At 63.9% G+C, this 17,412-nt stretch carries 19 protein-coding genes; 10 read left to right on the forward strand and 9 right to left on the reverse strand.

Annotated features, from left to right (window positions below; genetic code table 11):
* Nucleotides 1-3 precede the first annotated feature (3 nt).
* The 5 genes from EO094_RS11365 to EO094_RS11385 all read right to left on the reverse strand — a co-directional run bounded on the left by EO094_RS11365 (nt 4) and on the right by EO094_RS11385 (nt 5,538).
* A complete protein-coding gene (locus EO094_RS11365) occupies nt 4-483 on the reverse strand; it encodes a hypothetical protein (RefSeq protein ID WP_128292413.1) in 480 nt (159 codons plus the stop codon).
* Between the two features lies 1 nt (nt 484).
* A complete protein-coding gene (locus EO094_RS11370) occupies nt 485-1,423 on the reverse strand; it encodes a glycine--tRNA ligase subunit alpha (RefSeq protein WP_092809197.1) in 939 nt (312 codons plus the stop codon).
* A gap of 123 nt (nt 1,424-1,546) precedes the next feature.
* Nucleotides 1,547-2,419, reverse strand: coding sequence for a 4-(cytidine 5'-diphospho)-2-C-methyl-D-erythritol kinase (locus EO094_RS11375; RefSeq protein WP_246008475.1), 873 nt, complete (start codon nt 2,417-2,419; stop codon nt 1,547-1,549).
* 157 nt (nt 2,420-2,576) lie between these two features.
* A complete protein-coding gene (locus tag EO094_RS11380) occupies nt 2,577-4,397 on the reverse strand; it encodes a tetratricopeptide repeat protein (RefSeq protein WP_164879638.1) in 1,821 nt (606 codons plus the stop codon).
* Between the two features lie 124 nt (nt 4,398-4,521).
* Nucleotides 4,522-5,538, reverse strand: coding sequence for a polyprenyl synthetase family protein (locus EO094_RS11385; RefSeq protein WP_128292415.1), 1,017 nt, complete (start codon nt 5,536-5,538; stop codon nt 4,522-4,524).
* Nucleotides 5,539-5,695: 157 nt separating this feature from the next.
* Here EO094_RS11385 and EO094_RS11390 point away from each other — a divergent pair, with 157 nt between their 5' ends.
* The 5 genes from EO094_RS11390 to EO094_RS11410 all read left to right on the forward strand — a co-directional run bounded on the left by EO094_RS11390 (nt 5,696) and on the right by EO094_RS11410 (nt 8,431).
* Nucleotides 5,696-5,932: a putative signal transducing protein gene (locus EO094_RS11390; RefSeq protein WP_128292416.1), complete on the forward strand. Its 237-nt coding sequence runs from the start codon at nt 5,696-5,698 to the stop codon at nt 5,930-5,932.
* A 3-nt stretch (nt 5,933-5,935) separates the two neighbouring features.
* Nucleotides 5,936-6,706, forward strand: a complete 771-nt coding sequence (locus EO094_RS11395; protein ID WP_128292417.1) for a tRNA1(Val) (adenine(37)-N6)-methyltransferase — start codon at nt 5,936-5,938, stop codon at nt 6,704-6,706.
* A 91-nt stretch (nt 6,707-6,797) separates the two neighbouring features.
* Entirely contained in the window at nt 6,798-7,640 is an 843-nt protein-coding gene (locus EO094_RS11400) for a S49 family peptidase (RefSeq protein WP_128292418.1), read from the forward strand.
* 4 nt (nt 7,641-7,644) lie between these two features.
* Nucleotides 7,645-7,833 (forward strand): hypothetical protein, encoded by a 189-nt coding sequence (locus tag EO094_RS11405; RefSeq protein WP_092809203.1) that lies wholly within the window; start codon nt 7,645-7,647, stop codon nt 7,831-7,833.
* 7 nt (nt 7,834-7,840) lie between these two features.
* The gene (locus tag EO094_RS11410) at nt 7,841-8,431 is read left to right on the forward strand and encodes a Uma2 family endonuclease (protein ID WP_128292419.1); all 591 of its coding nucleotides are present in this window, start codon (nt 7,841-7,843) and stop codon (nt 8,429-8,431) included.
* Nucleotides 8,432-8,434: 3 nt separating this feature from the next.
* Here EO094_RS11410 and EO094_RS11415 read toward each other — a convergent pair whose 3' ends face one another.
* Together EO094_RS11415 and EO094_RS11420 are read right to left on the reverse strand one after the other, a co-directional pair.
* Complete coding sequence (locus EO094_RS11415; RefSeq protein WP_246008476.1) at nt 8,435-9,031, reverse strand: GNAT family N-acetyltransferase; 597 nt, start codon at nt 9,029-9,031, stop codon at nt 8,435-8,437.
* 105 nt (nt 9,032-9,136) lie between these two features.
* Entirely contained in the window at nt 9,137-10,801 is a 1,665-nt protein-coding gene (locus tag EO094_RS11420; RefSeq protein WP_128292421.1) for an electron transfer flavoprotein-ubiquinone oxidoreductase, read from the reverse strand.
* A 189-nt stretch (nt 10,802-10,990) separates the two neighbouring features.
* Between EO094_RS11420 and EO094_RS11425 the strand changes: the two genes are divergently transcribed.
* The 3 genes from EO094_RS11425 (at nt 10,991) to moaB (ending at nt 14,037) form a co-directional block, all read left to right on the forward strand.
* Nucleotides 10,991-11,905 (forward strand): uracil-DNA glycosylase, encoded by a 915-nt coding sequence (locus EO094_RS11425; protein ID WP_128292422.1) that lies wholly within the window; start codon nt 10,991-10,993, stop codon nt 11,903-11,905.
* Between the two features lie 96 nt (nt 11,906-12,001).
* Nucleotides 12,002-13,369 (forward strand): MFS transporter, encoded by a 1,368-nt coding sequence (locus tag EO094_RS11430; protein WP_128292423.1) that lies wholly within the window; start codon nt 12,002-12,004, stop codon nt 13,367-13,369.
* 125 nt (nt 13,370-13,494) lie between these two features.
* Entirely contained in the window at nt 13,495-14,037 is a 543-nt protein-coding gene (gene moaB, locus EO094_RS11435; protein ID WP_128292424.1) for a molybdenum cofactor biosynthesis protein B, read from the forward strand.
* Nucleotides 14,038-14,043: 6 nt separating this feature from the next.
* On the opposite strand, the gene EO094_RS11440 is transcribed toward moaB, so the two are convergent.
* Nucleotides 14,044-14,535, reverse strand: coding sequence for a glycosyl transferase family 2 (locus tag EO094_RS11440; RefSeq protein ID WP_128292425.1), 492 nt, complete (start codon nt 14,533-14,535; stop codon nt 14,044-14,046).
* Nucleotides 14,536-14,882: 347 nt separating this feature from the next.
* Here EO094_RS11440 and EO094_RS11445 point away from each other — a divergent pair, with 347 nt between their 5' ends.
* Together EO094_RS11445 and EO094_RS11450 are read left to right on the forward strand one after the other, a co-directional pair.
* A complete protein-coding gene (locus tag EO094_RS11445; RefSeq protein ID WP_246008524.1) occupies nt 14,883-15,959 on the forward strand; it encodes a PA0069 family radical SAM protein in 1,077 nt (358 codons plus the stop codon).
* Nucleotides 15,960-16,070: 111 nt separating this feature from the next.
* A complete protein-coding gene (locus tag EO094_RS11450; RefSeq protein ID WP_128292427.1) occupies nt 16,071-16,763 on the forward strand; it encodes a ribonuclease HII in 693 nt (230 codons plus the stop codon).
* A 162-nt stretch (nt 16,764-16,925) separates the two neighbouring features.
* Here EO094_RS11450 and EO094_RS11455 read toward each other — a convergent pair whose 3' ends face one another.
* Nucleotides 16,926-17,411 carry a F0F1 ATP synthase subunit B family protein gene (locus EO094_RS11455; protein ID WP_128292428.1) on the reverse strand — a complete coding sequence of 162 codons (486 nt, stop codon included), beginning with the start codon at nt 17,409-17,411 and terminating at the stop codon, nt 16,926-16,928.
* Between the last annotated feature and the right edge of the window lies 1 nt (nt 17,412).

Genomic DNA, 17,412 nt, shown 5'->3' on the forward strand with positions numbered 1-17,412 from the left:
GGATCAATGGTCATCGCCCGCCGCCGGGGTCGCCGGGGCGGGCTCAGCGGCGTCGTGCGGCCGCGAGGAGAAACTGAAGTCGACGGCTTCGAGATATTGCGGCAGATCCGTGTCGGTCGCCTGGAAGACGACACGCATGATCATGTTGTAGCCGCTGACGTATTCCTTCATCCGCTCCAGCATGCGCTGCATGGCGAAATCGTCGAGCGGCACGACGAGACGGCTCATCTTGTCGCGCAGCCGCAGCTCCAGACGCTGGTTCGCGTCGCGCTTGACGATGGCGAGACGCGCCGATCGCTTGACGAGCGGTTCGTCGCCGATGCGGTAGGCGATCTCGCCCAGCGCGTAAGCCGCCTCGCTCTCCATGCGACCGGAGCGGTTGAATCGAAAGGTCGCCGTCCAGCTGTCGCAGGAGAAGATCATCGGCACGCGCGTCGGCGAGGTCACTCCCGCCTCTTGCGGCTCGGTCTCGGTGTCAGCCATCTCAGGCGCCTCCGGCCTCGGTCATCAGCCAGGCCTCGCCGCAGGCGATGGCGAGGGAGCGGACCCTCAGGATGTAGTTCTGCCGCTCCGTGGGCGAGATCACGCCGCGGGCATCGAGAAGATTGAAGACGTGGCTCGCCTTGATGCACTGGTCATAGGCGGGAAGCACCATCCGGTGCGGACCGCCGTTGCGCGCCGCCTCGTCCCGCCCGGCCGCGAGCAGCGCTTCGCATTCGCCCTCGGCGTCCTGGAAATGGCGCAGAAGCTTGCCGGTGTCGGCATGCTCGAAATTGTGCCGCGAATATTCCTGCTCCGCCTGCAGAAAGACGTCGCCATAGGAGACCCGCTCCGCGCCTTCGCGGCCGTTGAAGTTGAGGTCGTAGACGTTGTCGACGCCCTGCACATACATGGCGAGACGCTCAAGCCCGTAGGTGAGCTCACCGGAGACGGGGGCGCAATCGACGCCGCAGACCTGCTGAAAATAGGTGAACTGCGAGACTTCCATGCCGTCGCACCAGCATTCCCAGCCGAGCCCCCAGGCGCCGAGCGTCGGGCTTTCCCAATCGTCTTCCACAAAACGGATGTCGTGCACGGAGGCGTCGATGCCGATCGCCTCGAGTGAGCCGAGGTAAAGCGCCTGCAGATCGGGCGGCGACGGCTTCAGGATCACCTGGTACTGGTAATAATGCTGCAGCCGGTTCGGGTTTTTGCCGTAGCGTCCGTCAGTCGGGCGACGCGAGGGCTGCACATAGGCAGCCTTCCACGGCCGCGGACCGAGCGATCGCAGGGTCGTGGCCGGGTGGAAGGTGCCTGCCCCCACCTCCATGTCGTATGGCTGCAGAATGACACAGCCTTTGTCGGCCCAGTAACGCTGCAAGGTCAGGATCAAGCCCTGAAAGGAGCGCGTCGGGCTCATATGCGCGGGAACCGCTTCGTTCATCACCGGTAGCTCTTGGAAATAGTGGCCGTTGCCTGCCACGCGGAGGGCGAGGGGTCAAGCTAACCAAACGCCCGGGTGCACTCGAGCGCATCCTTTCGGCGAGGGAGGGTGTTGGTGCTGCTCTCAGCGAGCGAGGGTTGCGCGGACCCACCATTGCGGATGCGCGCGGGCAAGTGTCTCGGCCGCGGTGCCGGCCGCATCGAGCGTCTCGTAAATCGCAAAGCAGGCCGAACCGGAGCCCGACATGCGGGCAAGGTGGCAATGCGTTTTCGACAGGGTCTCTAGGACCTCTCCGATCGCCGGCTCGAGCGCAATCGCCGGGGCTTCGAGGTCGTTTGTCGTGGTCTTCAGGAAATCTGCGACCGCGCGCGCATCGCCCAGGTTGGCCGGCACTTCTGGGAGAGTGCGTCCGGGCGGCTGACCGAGCGTCTGAAACACCTTGCCGGTCGAAACCACCCGCGCCGGCCAGACGAGCACGAGCGGCAGAGCGGGCAGGGAAGGCAGAAGCGTAATTTCTTCGCCGATTCCGCGCGCCCGCAGAGCTCTGCCGAAAAGCCCCATCGGGACATCGGCACCAAGCGTCGCCCCGAGCGCCACGAGTTCGTCCATCGACATCCCGACACCCCAAAGCTCCGCGAGAGCCAGAAGCGTGGTCGAGGCATCGGAGGAGCCGCCTCCGAGCCCGGCGCCCGCGGGGATCTCTTTGGTGATGGCAATCTGCGCGCCCGCCCTGGCGCCTGAGGCCTGCCTCAGCGCTTCGGCGGCGCGCAAGATGAGATTGTCCGCTCCATCAGGGACGATCTCCGCAAACCTGCCGCTCACCTTGAGCGTGAAGTCTTCGGCCGGGGCGAAGCTCAACGCGTCGCCAAGATCGGCAAAGACGGCGAGCGTATCGAGGAGATGATAGCCGTCGTCCCGCTTTCCGGTCACATGGAGAGCAAGATTGATCTTGGCAGGTGCCGTGCGCACGAGGGCGGGAGGGAGGTTTTCGTTCAAAGCTTCTCAGATGTAGCAGCCGGTTGGGGACTGCTCCAGCACCGCTCGTGAGGCAGAAGAGCGCGACCCTTCACCGTCCGAACCGATGAAAGAGGCAGGGCTCTCGCCTTACGGCAAAACGTCGGCAAGAGAGAACCCTCCGGTCCAGACGAAACTCTCAGCGCGCTCCCGACGCCTGATCGGCAGGACCGCTGAAGGAGATAGGCTTCGCTGCTTTTGTCCGGCTCGAATCCTGTTCAGCCTCGGGTGTCGGCGTGATGCGCGGGGCGCTTTCCACCAGGCGCTCGGCAGCGATCTTGCGGTTGATCACCTCAAGCTCGGGGAGTTTGGCGCCAAGGTCGCGCGCATGGCGCCACTGAAACTGCGCTTCGAGCTTGCGACCGACCTTCCAGTAGGCGTCGCCCAGATGGTCGTTGATCACGGGATCCGCGGTCTCCAGGGAAACGGCGCGTTCCAATTCTTCGACGGCGTCTTCGTAGCGCCCGAGCCTGTAATAGGCCCAGCCGAGACTATCGACGATGAAACCGTCATTGGGCCGGAGATCGACGGCTTTCTGGATCATGCCGAGGGCTTCGTCGAGATGCACGCCCTGATCGACCCAGGAATAGCCGAGGTAATTGAGAACAAGCGGCTGGTCCGGAAACAGTTCGAGGGCTTCCTTGAAGTCCGCTTCCGCCTTCGCCCATTGCTTCGCCCGCTCATAGGCGACGCCCCGGAAATAAAACAGGGTCCAGTTGCCCCGAGCCGGCTCGTCCAGATGCTCGATCGCGCGGCTGTAGATGTCGGCGGCTTCTTCGTACTTTTCTTTCGCGCGCTGCATGTTGCCGTAGGCGATGTAGGCGGCGAGATCGTCCGGATTTTTCCGGATCGCTTCCTCAAACGCCTTCTTCGCTTCGTCGATCCGATCCTGCTGCGCGAGAACGACTGCGGCTCGCAGAATGCCGACCGGGCGGAAAGGCGATTGCGCCGGGATCTGCTCCAGCACTTGGATTGCCTGATCGCCGAGACCATTGCTATCCAGGATATCGCCGAGAGACAGGGCTGCGAGACCGCCGCCGCTGTCGGGATCGATGTAGAGGGCGAGACGCAGATAGACGGCTGAAAGTTCGAAGCCGCCCTCCTGGCCGAGAGCGGTCCCAAGGCCGGAGAAAGCTTCAGCCGCACCCTCGACGGGCGTGTTCACCGCCTGCGTGACGGGCTTGCCGGATTCGATGTCGGCCATCGTGTCGATGGCGAGCGGGTTGCGCGGGGCGCGGTCGAGATACTCTTGCAGGATCTCTTTGGCTTTGTCCTTATCGCCGGCGCGCGCCAGTTCGCGTGCATAGGCTTCCACGACGCGAACGGAATTGCCGTCCTGCTCGTAGGCCTTCGCAAAACGGGCAAGGGCATCTTCGGTGTTGCCGGCGACGTCGGCCATCAGGCCGGCATGGATGAGCTTGAACGGCTCGTACCAGCTTTCGCCTTCCAGACTGTCGACGAGGGCGATCGCCTCATCCGTTTTGCCTTGGCCCGTCAATGCCCAGGCTTTCAGGAGCGTCGCCGTCAATGCAGCGAGCGCGCCCTGATCGTTGCCCTGAAGCGTCTTGATCGAGGCTGCGAACTTTTTCTGCTTGAGAAGATCCGCGGTGACGATGAAGCTCGCGATCTGACTGTCGGGCGCTTTCTTGACGAGGATTTTCGCCATAGGCAGTGCCGTCTTCAGATCGCCCCCCGCGGTGGTCAGGACGACGGCGCGCTCCAGCCAGGCCGCGTTGTTCGGATCCGCTTCATAGGCCTGCTGGTAGAACTCCGCGCCATGCGTGACGTCCTTGGTTTCGTCAGCCACCCGCGCGGCGAGAAATATCCCGGCAAGGCTCGTGAGCTCGACCGGATCGTCGTCGCTCTTGGCCGCTGCCATGGCGGGGGTCGCGAAGGCCGCGGCCAGCAGACAGGCCGCAACGAAAGGCCGCAAAGCTGGCACGGTCCGGAAAGATGTCATGCGGGATCTCCAGTTGGGGTCCACGGTCAAACAATTGGCTATCGCCGGCCCCATTAAATAGGCACCGGCAGGCTTGCCGGTACCCTGCCTTGCCCCCGCACTCGCAGAATTCCCAGTCCAGGACTCAATGAACGCGCGCCACGCAAAATTCAACTGCTTCCAGGAGAGCCGCCTTTTCCGGGCTCTCCGGGGCCGGGGCGAGAGCGTCGCGGGCCATGGCGCCGTAATGTTTGGCGCGATCGACCGTGTCGGCGAGCGCCGAGGTCTCGGCGAGACGCGACATGGCGCCTGCCAAAGCTTCGTCGTCGGTCTGGCCTTCCACGAGGGTGCGGCGCCAGAATTCGCGATCCTCCGGCGAGCCACGGCGATAGGCGAGCACGACCGGGAGAGTGAGCTTACCCTCACGGAAATCGTCGCCGACATTTTTGCCGAGCGCCGGTGTGGCGCCGCCGTAATCGAGCGCGTCGTCGATGAGCTGGAAGGCGATGCCGAGATTGGCGCCGAACGAACGGAAGGCAGCGCGGGTGGCGCGGTCGGCGCCGGCGACGATCGGGCCGACTTCGGCCGCAGCCTGGAAGAGGGCCGCCGTCTTGCCGCGGATCACCTCAAGATACTCGTCTTCCGTCGTTTCCGTGTTCTTGGCCGTGCCGAGCTGCATCACTTCGCCTTCGGCGATCGTGGCGGAAGCCTCCGAGAGGACGCGCAACGCGTCGAGCGAGCCGACGTCGACCATCATCTTGAAGGCCTGGCCGAGCAAGAAATCGCCGACGAGAACGGTTTCCTTGTTGCCCCACAGAAGACGCGCCGTGCGCTTGCCGCGGCGGGTGTTGCTTTCGTCGACGACGTCGTCGTGGAAAAGCGTCGCCGTGTGCATGAATTCGACGGCGGCGGCGAGGCGGACATGGCCCTCGCCCTCATAGCCGAGCGCCCGCGCGCAGGCGACGGTCAGCATCGGCCGCATGCGCTTGCCGCCCGAATCGACCAGATAGCGCGCCACCTCCGGTATCAGCGTGACTTGCGATCCGGTCCGCTCTAGGATCAGGCGATTGACCGCATCCATGCCGTCTTGCGTGCATTCCACAAGCGGTTCAAGCGAAGCCGTGCCTGCTTTCCGCTCTCCGAGCGAGAGGATAACGCCCAATTGACAACTCCTTGCTGTTTCAAAGGGTAGAACGGATAAGCCGCCGCGCAAAGGGACAGATTGCACGCGCCCTACAAGGCTGACGGAATCCAGGCAACTGCCCCCTTTTACACATGCCCCCTTATGACCCGCCCCTATATGACCGGAGCGTGACTGGATGGAAGAGCTTATCCGCACCAACGACCTCGCGCTGATCTCTTTTGTGGAGGCGCTTTTGCGTGATGCCGACATACGTTACTCCGTCGTCGACGCCAATATGAGCATCATGGAAGGCTCGCTCGGCATATTGCCGCGACGCGTTCTGGTCGATGCCTCGCGCCGCGACGAAGCGAAGGCGATCCTGCGCGATGCCGGGCTCGACAAGGAGTTTTCCCTGGGCCTCGGCAGCGATTGAGCGATGAGCGCAGACGAGAGGACGGTCGAGACGCACGGCTTTCTGGGGGCGCGGATCGCGCTCGTCAAACCGGCGAGCGGCCACCGGCCGGGATTGGACGCAGCCTTGTTGCAGGCGGCGGTTTCGCCGCAGCGAAAAGGTGTCTGCGTCGAGTTCGGCTGTGGCACCGGCGCCGTGGCGCTCTCGGTTGCAGCTCGCGCTGCGGAGCTTGAGGTCGTCGGCGTCGATATCGACGAGGTCGCGGCCCACCAGGCCGAGGAGGCGCGTCGGCTTCCGCCAAATCGGGCCTTCGCCGAGCGCGTGAGGTTTGTGGCGGCCGATGTGACGGAGCCGCAACTGGGTGAGCGACTTCTTTCAGCTCGCGTCGATCTCGTCCTCATGAACCCGCCGTTTTATGCTGCTTGTGAAGTGAGCGCCTCGCCCGACCAGCGCCGCCGGGTGGCGCATCAGGCCGAGGTGGATCCTCTGCCGCGCTGGATTGCCGCGGCTTCGTCTCTGCTCGTTCGGAAGGGCGATATCGCCATCGTCCATCGGGCCGACCGGCTCGCCGCCATCTTGAAGGCACTCGCGGCTCATCGCTTCGGCAGCATGAAAATCCTGCCGTTTCATGCCCATGCAGGCGAGGCGGCGGGACGTGTGTTGGTTTCGGCCCGTCTTGAGGGGAAGGCACCGCTGGTGCTCGGCGCCGGCATCGTCCTCCATGAAGCCGATGGGGCATGGACGCAGGCGGCCGGTGCGATCCTGCGCGGGGAGGCGGATTTCGGTCTTCTTTAAAGCGCCGAAGCGTCACGGCATCTGGCAAATTCTCGCGGCATGACCATCTTGCCGAGACGATCTTTGATGAATTTGAGAGTTTGGAAGACAGATGGCGAATTGGTTGCACAGTCTCCTGCCGGGCGTATTCAAGGCTGAGCCCGTGGTTCCGGTCATCAGAATGTCGGGCACGATCGGCCGGGGCAGCCGCTTCCGGCCGGGTCTCACGCTCGCCTCTGTGGCGGGACCGTTGAAAAAGGCCTTCGACAACAAGAAGGCCGAGGCCGTGGCGATCATCATCGATTCGCCAGGCGGCTCGCCGGTTCAGTCGCACATGATCTACAAGCGCATCCGCGCCCTCGCCGAGGAAAAGCAGAAGCGGGTGTTCATCTTCGTGGAGGATGTGTGCGCCTCCGGCGGCTATATGATCGCCTGTGCCGGCGACGAGATCATCGTCGACCCGGCCTCGATCGTCGGCTCGATCGGCGTGGTCTCGGCCGGGTTCGGCTTCGTCGATGCGATCCACAAGCTCGGCGTCGAGCGCCGCGTTTATACGTCGGGGGAATCGAAGGTGATCCTCGATCCGTTCCAGCCGGAAAAGCCGGAAGACGTGCGCCGCCTCAAAGTCATTCAGGAAGAGGTGCACGAGCTCTTCATCGATCTCGTCAAGAAGCGTCGCGGCAGCGTGCTCGCCGACGATCCCGAGATCTTTTCGGGGCTTTTCTGGTCCGGCAAGACGGCCGTCTCGCTGGGGCTTGCGGATCGTCTCGGTGATATGCGTCACGTGCTGCGCGAGAAGTACGGAGACAAGGTGCGCCTGAAACTCATCGGCGCGGAGAAGAGTTTCTTCGGCATGCGCCCCGGCCGCGTCGGTGCAGGTCTGGCCGCTGCGGCGGGCGAGGGCTTCCTCGATACGCTCGAAGAGCGTAGTCTCAGGCAGCGTTTCGGAGGTTAGAACGATGCCCCAGTTCATCGCTCTCGGATTGATCGCCGCCGGCGGCTATTACGCGTTCAAGGTTCTGAAGCGGGAGATGGCGCGCGTCGATCGTGAGGTGCGCGCCGCCGAGAAGGTGCGGGCCGACGACCGTGGCGAGCTTCTCGTGCGGGATCCGGAAACCGGCCATTATCGTCCGCGCGAGGAACGGTGAGGGCGTCATGAACGCGCCGGCAAAGGCGGCAAAACCGGTCGGCTCGGGCCTCTGGACGGCCGATCAGTTTCTGGAATTCTACATGACGCGGCCGGACGAAGAGCGCTGGCAGCTCGTGGATGGCCTCGCCATGATGATGGTTCCCCCTGATGTCGAGCATCATAAGATCGGCAAACGCCTGACGCGACTTCTGGATGATGCCCTGGCCATGAGCCATCCCGAGTGGGAAGCCTTCGAGGAAATGGGAGTGCGGATTGCCGGCGTTGCCGATTTCAATCCTGAGCCCGATGTCGTGGTCGTGCCCACAGCCGAAATTTCGGGGAATTATGCGACAATCTTCTTCCTGGCCGCGGAAGTGATTTCCCCGTCCAACACTGCAGAGATGATCGCCCGCAAGATCGAGCTCTATCAGCGCCATCGCGACAATCTCTATTGCCTCACCGTCGCGCAGGACGAGGTGAGGGTGCGGCTGTGGTCACGCGAAACGGAATGGGAGATGACGGAGTTCACCTCCCTGGACGACAGGCTCTGTCTGCCGGCTTTCGGCTTCGATGCGACACTCGCCGAGATCTACCGTGGTACGAAGCTGGTCGGCTGAGGCTCAAAGGCGTTTCACGAGGAGGACCCAATTCGTACCTGCGTTCTCCCAGTCCTCCTTCACCATCTGCCGGGATGCCGTTTCGAGATAGCGGCAGCTTTCATAGAGTTTGCGTGCGCGGACGTTGGCATCTGAGACGATAATGGAGAGGCCACTTGTCCTGGCTTCGGCGGCAAGACGATCTGCGACCTGGAGAAGTTCGCGGGCGAAACCTTTGCCGCGATGCTCTGGATAGGTCGCAAGCACGTTCACGTACCAGGTTCCCGGAGCGAGGTTTTCGAGTTCTTGCAGAGGCACGAACATCGCTGGCATATCGGCGGGATCGAATGCTTCCGGTGTCTCGGGGAGAGGATAGCCGATGAGCGCAGCCGCCACTTTCTCGTCGGTCTCGCGCACGATCGTATTGCGATAGGAAAAGCTGCCTTCCTCACGCTGCGCGCGCTGGCGCCCGATCTCCCAGACATCCTCGCCCGCCTTTGCCATGCGGCGCCAGAGATAGACGGGCAGTCCCTCTCCGGCCATGTTGACGAGTTCGGCCATTGCCGTGGCATCGTCCTTGGTCGCCGCTCTGATCGGAGATGTTTTTTGAGCTGGCTTCATTCGCATTGCACCCTTTGCTGCCAAAGCGTGACGCCCCGCCGACCGGCGCATCCGTGATTATTCCATGCGCCAGGCCATGCTTAGGCTTCGGCTCAAAAGGCGCGCTTACATTCCGACATAGATCGGACCCTCGCCCCCCTGCGGCGGAACCCAGGTGATGTTGCGGTTCGGATCTTTGATGTCGCAGGTTTTGCAGTGGACGCAGTTCTGCGCGTTGATGACGAAGCGCGGTTCAGCCCCGTCTTCCTGCACCCATTCGTAGACCCCGGCCGGGCAGTAGCGGGCCGAAGGGCCGGCGAAGACTGCCCATTCGCTCTCCTTCTGCATCATCGGATCGGTGAGCCGCAGGTGCACCGGCTGGTCCTCTTCATGGTTGGTGTTCGACAAAAACACCGACGAGGGCTTGTCGAAGGTGATGACGCCGTCGGGTTTCGGATAGTCGATCTTTGGGCATTCGGAGGCAGGCTTCAGGCAGGCATAATCGGGCTTCTCGTGGCCCATCGTGCCGAAGAAAGAGAAGCCGAAGAGCGAGTTGGTCCACATATCGAGGCCGCCGAGCATCACGCCAAGGCGCGTGCCGAACCGTGACCAGAGCGGCTTCACATTGCGCACCTTTTTGAGGTCGTGACCGATTTCAGATTCGCGCCAGCTCGCCTCGAAGCTCTCCACCGTGTCGTGACTGCGCCCTTCACCCAGAGCGCCGGCCACATGTTCCGCCGCCAGCATGCCCGACAGCATGGCGTTGTGCGTGCCCTTGATGCGCGGAACGTTGACGAAGCCCGCCGAGCATCCGATCAGTGCGCCGCCGGGGAAGACGAGCTTCGGCACGGATTGGATGCCGCCCTCGGTGATCGCGCGTGCGCCGTAGCTGATACGCTGACCGCCCTCCAGGAGGCTCTTGATCGCCGGATGCGTCTTGAAGCGCTGGAACTCCTGAAACGGCTCCAGATGCGGGTTCTCGTAGTTCAGATGCACGACGAAGCCGATCGCCACCTGGTTTTCCCCGAAATGGTACAGGAAAGAGCCGCCGCCCGTTTTGTTGTCGAGCGGCCAGCCGAAGGAATGCTGGATGAGGCCCGGCTTGTGCTTGTCCGGTTCGACTTCCCAGAGCTCCTTGAGTCCGATGCCGAATTTCGCCGGCTGGCGACCCTCGTCGAGCGCGAAGCGGGCAATGAGCTCCTTGGCAAGGGAGCCGCGGGCGCCTTCGCCGATCAGCGTGTAGCGGCCGAGAAGCGCCATGCCAGGCTGATAGGCGGGGCCCGGCTTACCGTCGCGCCCGATGCCCATGTCGCCGGTCGCGACGCCAATGACGGCGCCCTTGTCGTCGGTCAGAATTTCGGCGGCGGCAAATCCAGGATAAATCTCCACACCGAGCCCTTCGGCGCGCGCCGCGAGCCATTGGGTCAGCCGTCCGAGTGAGCCGATGTAGCTGCCATGGTTGTTCATGAGCTTCGGCATCAAAATGTTCGGCAGCTTCGTGGCGCCTTTCTCAGTCAGATAGAGAAAGCGGTCCTCGGTGACATGCGTCGTCAGCGGGCGGTCCGGATCGTCGCGCCAGTCGGGGATGAGTTTGTCGAGGCCGATCGGGTCGATGACCGCGCCGGAAAGAATATGGGCGCCCACCTCGGAGCCCTTTTCCAAGACCACGACGGAGATTTTCTCGTCGAGTTCCTTCAGGCGGATGGCCGCTGCAAGTCCTGCCGGTCCAGCTCCGACGATGACAACGTCGTATTTCATGCTCTCACGTTCGGGCGTCTCGGCGGCTTCCATTCTTTTCTCCAGATGAGAGTGGGGGCCCAAGGGATAAAACGTCGTCCCGCTCAAATTCAATGCAAACCCGCTTCGTCTCGTCTGTCCATGGCGCAAGCGGCACTTCTGCGAGCTTTGAGCGTGGCGGGTTGACGCGTTGCGGGCAAGCCTCCTCTTCCGCCCCGGCGCGCATGATGGCAGAAAGGTCTGGTGAGCCCGCTTTCGCCAGATATCCCTCTCGCCCCCCTCAAGGAGCTTTTGCGCTTCTATCTTGAGAACGGCGTCGATTGTGCCGTGGAAGAGGCGGGCGTCGACCGTTTCGAAGAAACCCGCGAGAGGATGGCTGCCCGCGAGATGGCGGCCCGCCAGGCGCCCGCGCAGCAACAGGGCAGACCCGCCGGGGCGCAACACCGTGATGACGGGGCGCGGGCCCCTGCCGAGAGGCCGCGCCGGAGCGAAGCGCGCTCGCAGCCGCCGGCAGCGCCGCCGCCCGTCGCCCCAGCGGCCCTTCCTTCGGAAGAGGCGGTGATGGCCGCCCGTGAAGCCGCCCGCAGTGCGGCATCACTCGAGGAACTGCGCGAAATTCTGGCGGGCTTCGATGGGTGCAATCTGAAGCGGACGGCAACGCAGCTCGTATTCGCCGATGGCAACCCCGAAGGTCGGGTGATGCTGGTCGGCGAAGCGCCTGGCCGCGACGAGGATCTGCAGGGCCTGCCCTTCGTCGGGCGTTCAGGACGCCTCCTCGACCGAATGCTGGCGGCAATCGGGCTCGATCGCAGCGGCGTCTATATCGCCAACACAATTCCGTGGCGGCCGCCCGGCAACCGCGATCCCTCGCCGATGGAGAGGGCGATCTGCCGGCCCTTCATTCAGCAGCAGATCCGTCTCGCCGATCCCGATTTCTTGATCCTTCTCGGCAATGCCGCCGCCAAGGAAATGCTCGACACCACGATGGGCATCACGCGGCTGCGCGGTCGTTGGATCGATTTCGACACAGGGGCCCGCCAAGTCCGTGCCATGGCGACGTTTCACCCGGCCTATCTCTTGCGCAATCCGCTGCAGAAAAAGCTCGTCTGGCGCGATTTGTTGACTTTGAAAGCCGCCCTCGAAGAGTCTCAAAACTGATCAGCTGACAAGCTGTCGCAAAGCGTGAACACGGGAGGGCTTGACCGTTGGCGACGCACAGGGTTACCGGCGGCTCGCGGCAATTCGGCGTCCATCATGGCCAGGCAACTTCTTCCTATCGCTGCGCTCTTATTGAGCGTGGCCTTCTTGCTCACTGCGAACGGTTTGCACTCCATCCTGCTGCCGATCCGCGGCGGCTTGGAGCATTTTTCGACATTCTCGCTGGGCCTCGTCGGGACGGGCTGGGCAGTCGGCTTCGTCGCCAGCTGTTTCATGGCGCCGCGCATCGTCCACCAGGTTGGCCATATCCGCGCATTTGCCGCCTCCGCAGCGGCCGCGGCGGTCATCGTTCTCTTGAATGCGATGATCGTGACGCCGCTGTCGTGGATCCTTCTGCGCATCTTCTCCGGCTTCGTGCTCGCGGCCTGCTTCATGATCATCGAAAGCTGGCTGAACGAACGGGCGACCAACGAAAATCGCGGTATGATTTTCGGCATCTACATGACGATCACCTATGTGGCGATCGTCGTCGGGCAGATGCTGGTGGCGATCGGTGATCCCGCCCGCGACACGTCCTTCATGGTCGGGGCGATTTTCTTCTGCCTGGCGCTTTTGCCTTTGTCGCTGTCGCGCGCGGCCGTTCCCCAACCGCTGGCCGGCGTCACGCTCGATTTGAAGCGGCTTTTCCAGAATTCGCCGGTCGGCTTCGTGGCGACGCTTCTCGTCGGCGTGGCGAACGGTGCTTTCGGCACGCTTGGGCCTTTGTTCGGTTTTCAGATCGGCCTTGGTACGGCGCACATCGCCACCTTGATGAGCATCGCCATCATTGCCGGCGCGCTCATCCAGATGCCGGCAGGCAGGCTCTCCGACCGCATCGACAGACGTTTCATGATCGGCGGGGCCGCACTTCTTGCCTCGATCATCGGCATGGGGATAGCCGTCTTCGCGCCACACAATCCGATCGTGCTCAGCCTCGCTTTCGCGCTTTATGGCGGCACCTCCTATGCGCTCTATTCTCTCGCCGTCGCCCACGCGAACGATTTTGCAAGCGACCTGTCCTTCGTGCAGGTGTCCTCGGGCCTCCTGCTTCTTTACGGCATCGGCACGATGGCCGGCCCGCTCGTCGCCTCCGGCACGATGGAAACCTTCGGGCCGGAAGGGCTCTTCGTCACCACGGCCGTCGCTCATTTCGCCATGGCGGTCTTCTCGGTCTACCGCACGACCCGCCGCGCCCCGCCGCCGCAACATGAGCGCGAGACCTTCTCCGCCGTGCCGAGCCCGCGCATGCTGACGCCGCAGACGGCCGTCCTGCAGCCCGATCCAGAAGAGCTGCCGCCGGCGCCCGAACCCGAGGAGGCGTCTGAAGCGGACGTGGCACAGGAAGGTGGCTCCGACGACGCGCCCGGGGAGACGACGAGCGAGGCGAGCGGGGAAAAGACGAAAGAGACGGACGCGACCTCCTGACGAGGCCGCGCCTCGCGCTCGGGGCGTGAGGCGTGCCCGCAGGATCTCAAAGCGCCGCCCCCTCTTGACGGGGAGGCGTTGCGCCTTCTCTGGACTCACTCTGTGTTTCGAGCGCGGGAGATGGAATGACGCAAAGCGGTGACGAGCGGGCCTTCATTCCCGTCAAGATCGCGGTGCTGACGGTGTCGGATACCCGCGCGCTTGCCGATGATCGTTCCGGTGACACGCTCGAAGAGCGTATTTGCGACGCCGGCCACGTTCTCGCCGGGCGCGACATCGTTCGCGACGATATTGAGGACATCCGCAAGCGTGTTCAGGGCTGGATCGCCGATGATGCGATCGATGTGATCATCACCACGGGCGGCACCGGCTTTACGGGCCGCGACGTCACGCCGGAGGCGCTCGAGCCCCTGTTTGAAAAGCGCATGGACGGCTTTTCAGCGGTCTTCCACCGCATTTCCTATGACAAGATCGGCGTCTCAACGATTCAATCTCGCGCCACCGCAGGCGTGGCGAATGCGACCTACATCTTCGTTCTTCCGGGCTCGCCCGGGGCGTGCCGCGATGCCTGGGATGGCATCTTGAAGAGCCAGTTCGATTACCGTCACAGGCCGTGCAATTTCGTCGAGATCATGCCGCGGCTCGACGAGCATCTGAAACGCGGCTGAGGCCTCTCAGGCCGGCGGCGCCATCCGCGCGGAAAGGCGTTTGGTGGACTGGCCGCGGGCAAGAGCTTTGAGGTCGTCCGCGCCGGCCGCCGCCATATCGGCCTTGCGCATGAGCACGCCGCGGCGAAGCGGTTCCTCCCGCTCCAGAAAACCGAAGAGCGTCTTGCGCTTACCGGCGAGGGTGAAGCTTGCGGCCCCGCGGCCTGGCTCTTCCATCCACTCGCGAACCGCCGTCATCCAGCCGTCGAGCGGGCGGGCGCCCCCTTCCATCAGGAGAAGCCACTCGCCGCGCGACGCGGTGATCGCCTCTGTGAGAGCTTCGCGACCTATGAGTTCCGCGCCGGCAGCATCCGCCACCGCTTCGATCTCTTCATCGTTGGGCGCGCCGACGACGTAGGCGTCGCGCACCAGACCCTCGACCGCCGCCGGGACGAGGGCGGTGAGGCTGCGCGCCAGATGCTGCGCATCGTTGGGCGCGGAAAGAAGCACGGTGATCATGCTGGTTTGCTAGCGAAATCCGGCTCTTAACCCAACAGAAAGGTAACTGTTTCGTTAAGGCGGATCGTCCAATCCCCGGCTTCCTCGTTTCGCCTAGGAATAAAGTCACCTTTGTTCTTGTAATGTTCCTATGTTCGCGCTATATTCTCACCATGCCTGAGCCGAGCCCCACCTTCACCCCGCCCACACCCCACACCCCAAGGGGCGGTTCCGCAGCAGCCGCAAAGCGGAACGCCGCGTCCTCTGCGTCGTCACGGTTTCGCGCAGAACGCGATGCGGCCTGGGTGGCGCTCGGCCAGGCAAACTCGGCCTCCGAAGATGGGTGGGAAGTCGGGGGGACCGAACAGATCTCCACCGCGCTGCGGCCGCTTGTGCGGCGCGGCCGCGGGGCCGTCTCCAACGAGACGGGCCGTTACGAGAAACAGACGCGGCAGATCGTCGACGATGGCTGGGACAGCCTCGACGAGCTGCCCCGTCTGCGCACAGAGGTGACGATCGAGCGGCCGCGCAAGATCATCACGCGCAATGCCTCGCCCGACATTTCCTTCGACCGGTCCATCAATCCCTATCGCGGCTGCGAGCACGGCTGCGCCTATTGTTTCGCCCGGCCAACGCACGCGTATATGGGCCTGTCGCCGGGGCTCGACTTCGAGACGCGGCTCTTCGCCAAACCGGATGCGGCGAAGCTTCTGGAGAAAGAGCTCGCCGCGCCGGGCTACGAGGTGCGTCCGATCGCGATCGGCACCAACACCGACCCTTACCAGCCGGTCGAGCGCCAGTATCGGATCATGCGCGATGTGCTGGAGGTCCTTTCTGCCGCCAATCATCCGGTCGGCATCGTCACCAAATCGGCGCTCGTCCTGCGCGATCTCGATATCCTCGCGCCGATGGCGGAGAAGGGGCTCGTCAAAGTGGGCCTCTCCGTGACGAGCCTTGACCATAAGCTGTCGCGCCTGATGGAGCCCCGGGCTTCGACGCCGGCGAAACGGCTTGAAGCGATTTCAGGCCTGAGCGAAGCCGGCATTCCTGTCTCGATCATGACGGCGCCGATCGTGCCTGCCATCAACGACAATGAGATCGAGCGCCTTCTCGAAGCGGGCGCGGCGGCAGGCGCCACCTCAGCCGGATATGTGTTGTTGCGGCTGCCGCTCGAAGTGGCGCCGATCTTCAAGGAATGGCTCAAAGAGAATTTCCCGGACCGAGCCGAACATGTTCTGTCGCTGATGCGCTCCATGCGGGGCGGCAAGGATTATGATTCGGCCTGGCATGAGCGCCAGCGGGGTAGGGGGCCTTACGCCTGGCAGATCGGTCGCCGCTTCGAACTGGCGGCGAAGCGCCTGCGGTTGAACGAGCGGCGCTACGATATGCGCACGGATCTGTTCTCTCCGCCGGTGCCGGTCGGCGGTCAGTTGAAGCTCTTCTAGGCGTCACCGCTGCCGAGGGCTCAAAGAAGCCTGTGTCCGAAGGTGGAAAGCGCGGCGTCGTGGGCAAGCGCCCGGCTTGCATCGGGAGTAGCCGCGGCCTATCGGCGGTCCATGTCGGCGACAAAGACGATTCGTAAACCGAAAGCTCCGAAGCAGGGCGCTGCAAAATCAGCCAAGGCCTCCGGGGCTGCCGGCCCGCATCTCCAGGCCGAGACGCGGCTGCTGCTTGCTGGCTACCGTCGCATCGCGGGCGTCGATGAGGTCGGCCGGGGCCCGCTCGCCGGCCCGGTCGTGGCTGCCGCCGTGATTCTCGATCAGGAAAACATCCCGGTCGGCATCGACGATTCCAAAGCGCTCACCGCATTGCGCCGCCAGGAACTCTACGAAGAGATCCTCGGCTGTGCCGATGTCGCCGTCGCCTATTGCTCGACGGCCACCGTCGACCGCATCAACATCCGCAATGCGGCGCTTCTTGCGATGGCGCGTGCCCTCAGAAGTCTGCCGCAACCCGCCGACGCGGTTCTCGTCGACGGCCGCGACAAGGTGCCGAACATCGATCTGCCGTGCGAGGCGCTGATCGGTGGAGACGCCTCCTCGCTGTCGATTGCTGCAGCCTCGATCGTGGCCAAGGTGTCACGCGATCGGATGATGGCGCATTGCGACGGGGTGTTTGCAGGCTACGAGCTCGGCTCCCATAAGGGGTACGCGACGCCGGCCCACAGAGCCGCCCTGACGCGGCTCGGGCCGTGCCGACTCCACCGGGCGAGCTTTGCGCCCATCGCGGCGCTCCTCGCCGGCAAATAGGCCCGGCAATATTGTAGAGAGCAGAGCCGCGAAGAGGGCGGGCCACCGCGCTCAACCACGCGCTGCCCGGCGAGGTCCCGCCTGTCTGTCGGATAAACTGTCGGCCGAAAAAGAAAAAGGCGGGCCGAGGCCCGCCTTTTGTCGTCTCTTTGTCGAAGCTGCTCAGTGCCGCTTCAAGCCCTCGATGGAGCTGTTGATCAACCGCTGACCGACCGCGCCCTCGTTCTGTTCAGCGAGGATCTTTGCGGAGGCTGCGACGGCCACATCGACCGCCCGTGCCTTCACGTCGCTGACTGCCTGGGCCTCGGCCTGAGCGATGCGCTGTTCCACACCGCGCGTGCGCCGCTCGATATATTCCTCGAGCCGCTGTTTGGCTTCGGCGGCGTGGGCTGCCGCTTCGTTTTCGGCGAGCGCCACGATCCCGGCCGCCTCTTCCTCGGCCTCCTGGCGGCGGCGCTGATATTCGGCCAGAAGCGCCTGCGCCTCTTCCCGCAGGCGCCGAGCCTCGTCGAGCTCGTGCTGGATCTTCTCCGAGCGCTTGTCGAGCGCGGCCGTCATCATCTTCGGCACGCCGAGATAGATCATGATGCCGAGGAAGGTGAGAAGGCCGATGAAGACCCACAGCGAAGCTAGGCTGGTTGCGTCCATC

The organism is Afifella aestuarii (genome assembly GCF_004023665.1).
Classification (GTDB): domain Bacteria; phylum Pseudomonadota; class Alphaproteobacteria; order Rhizobiales; family Afifellaceae; genus Afifella; species Afifella aestuarii.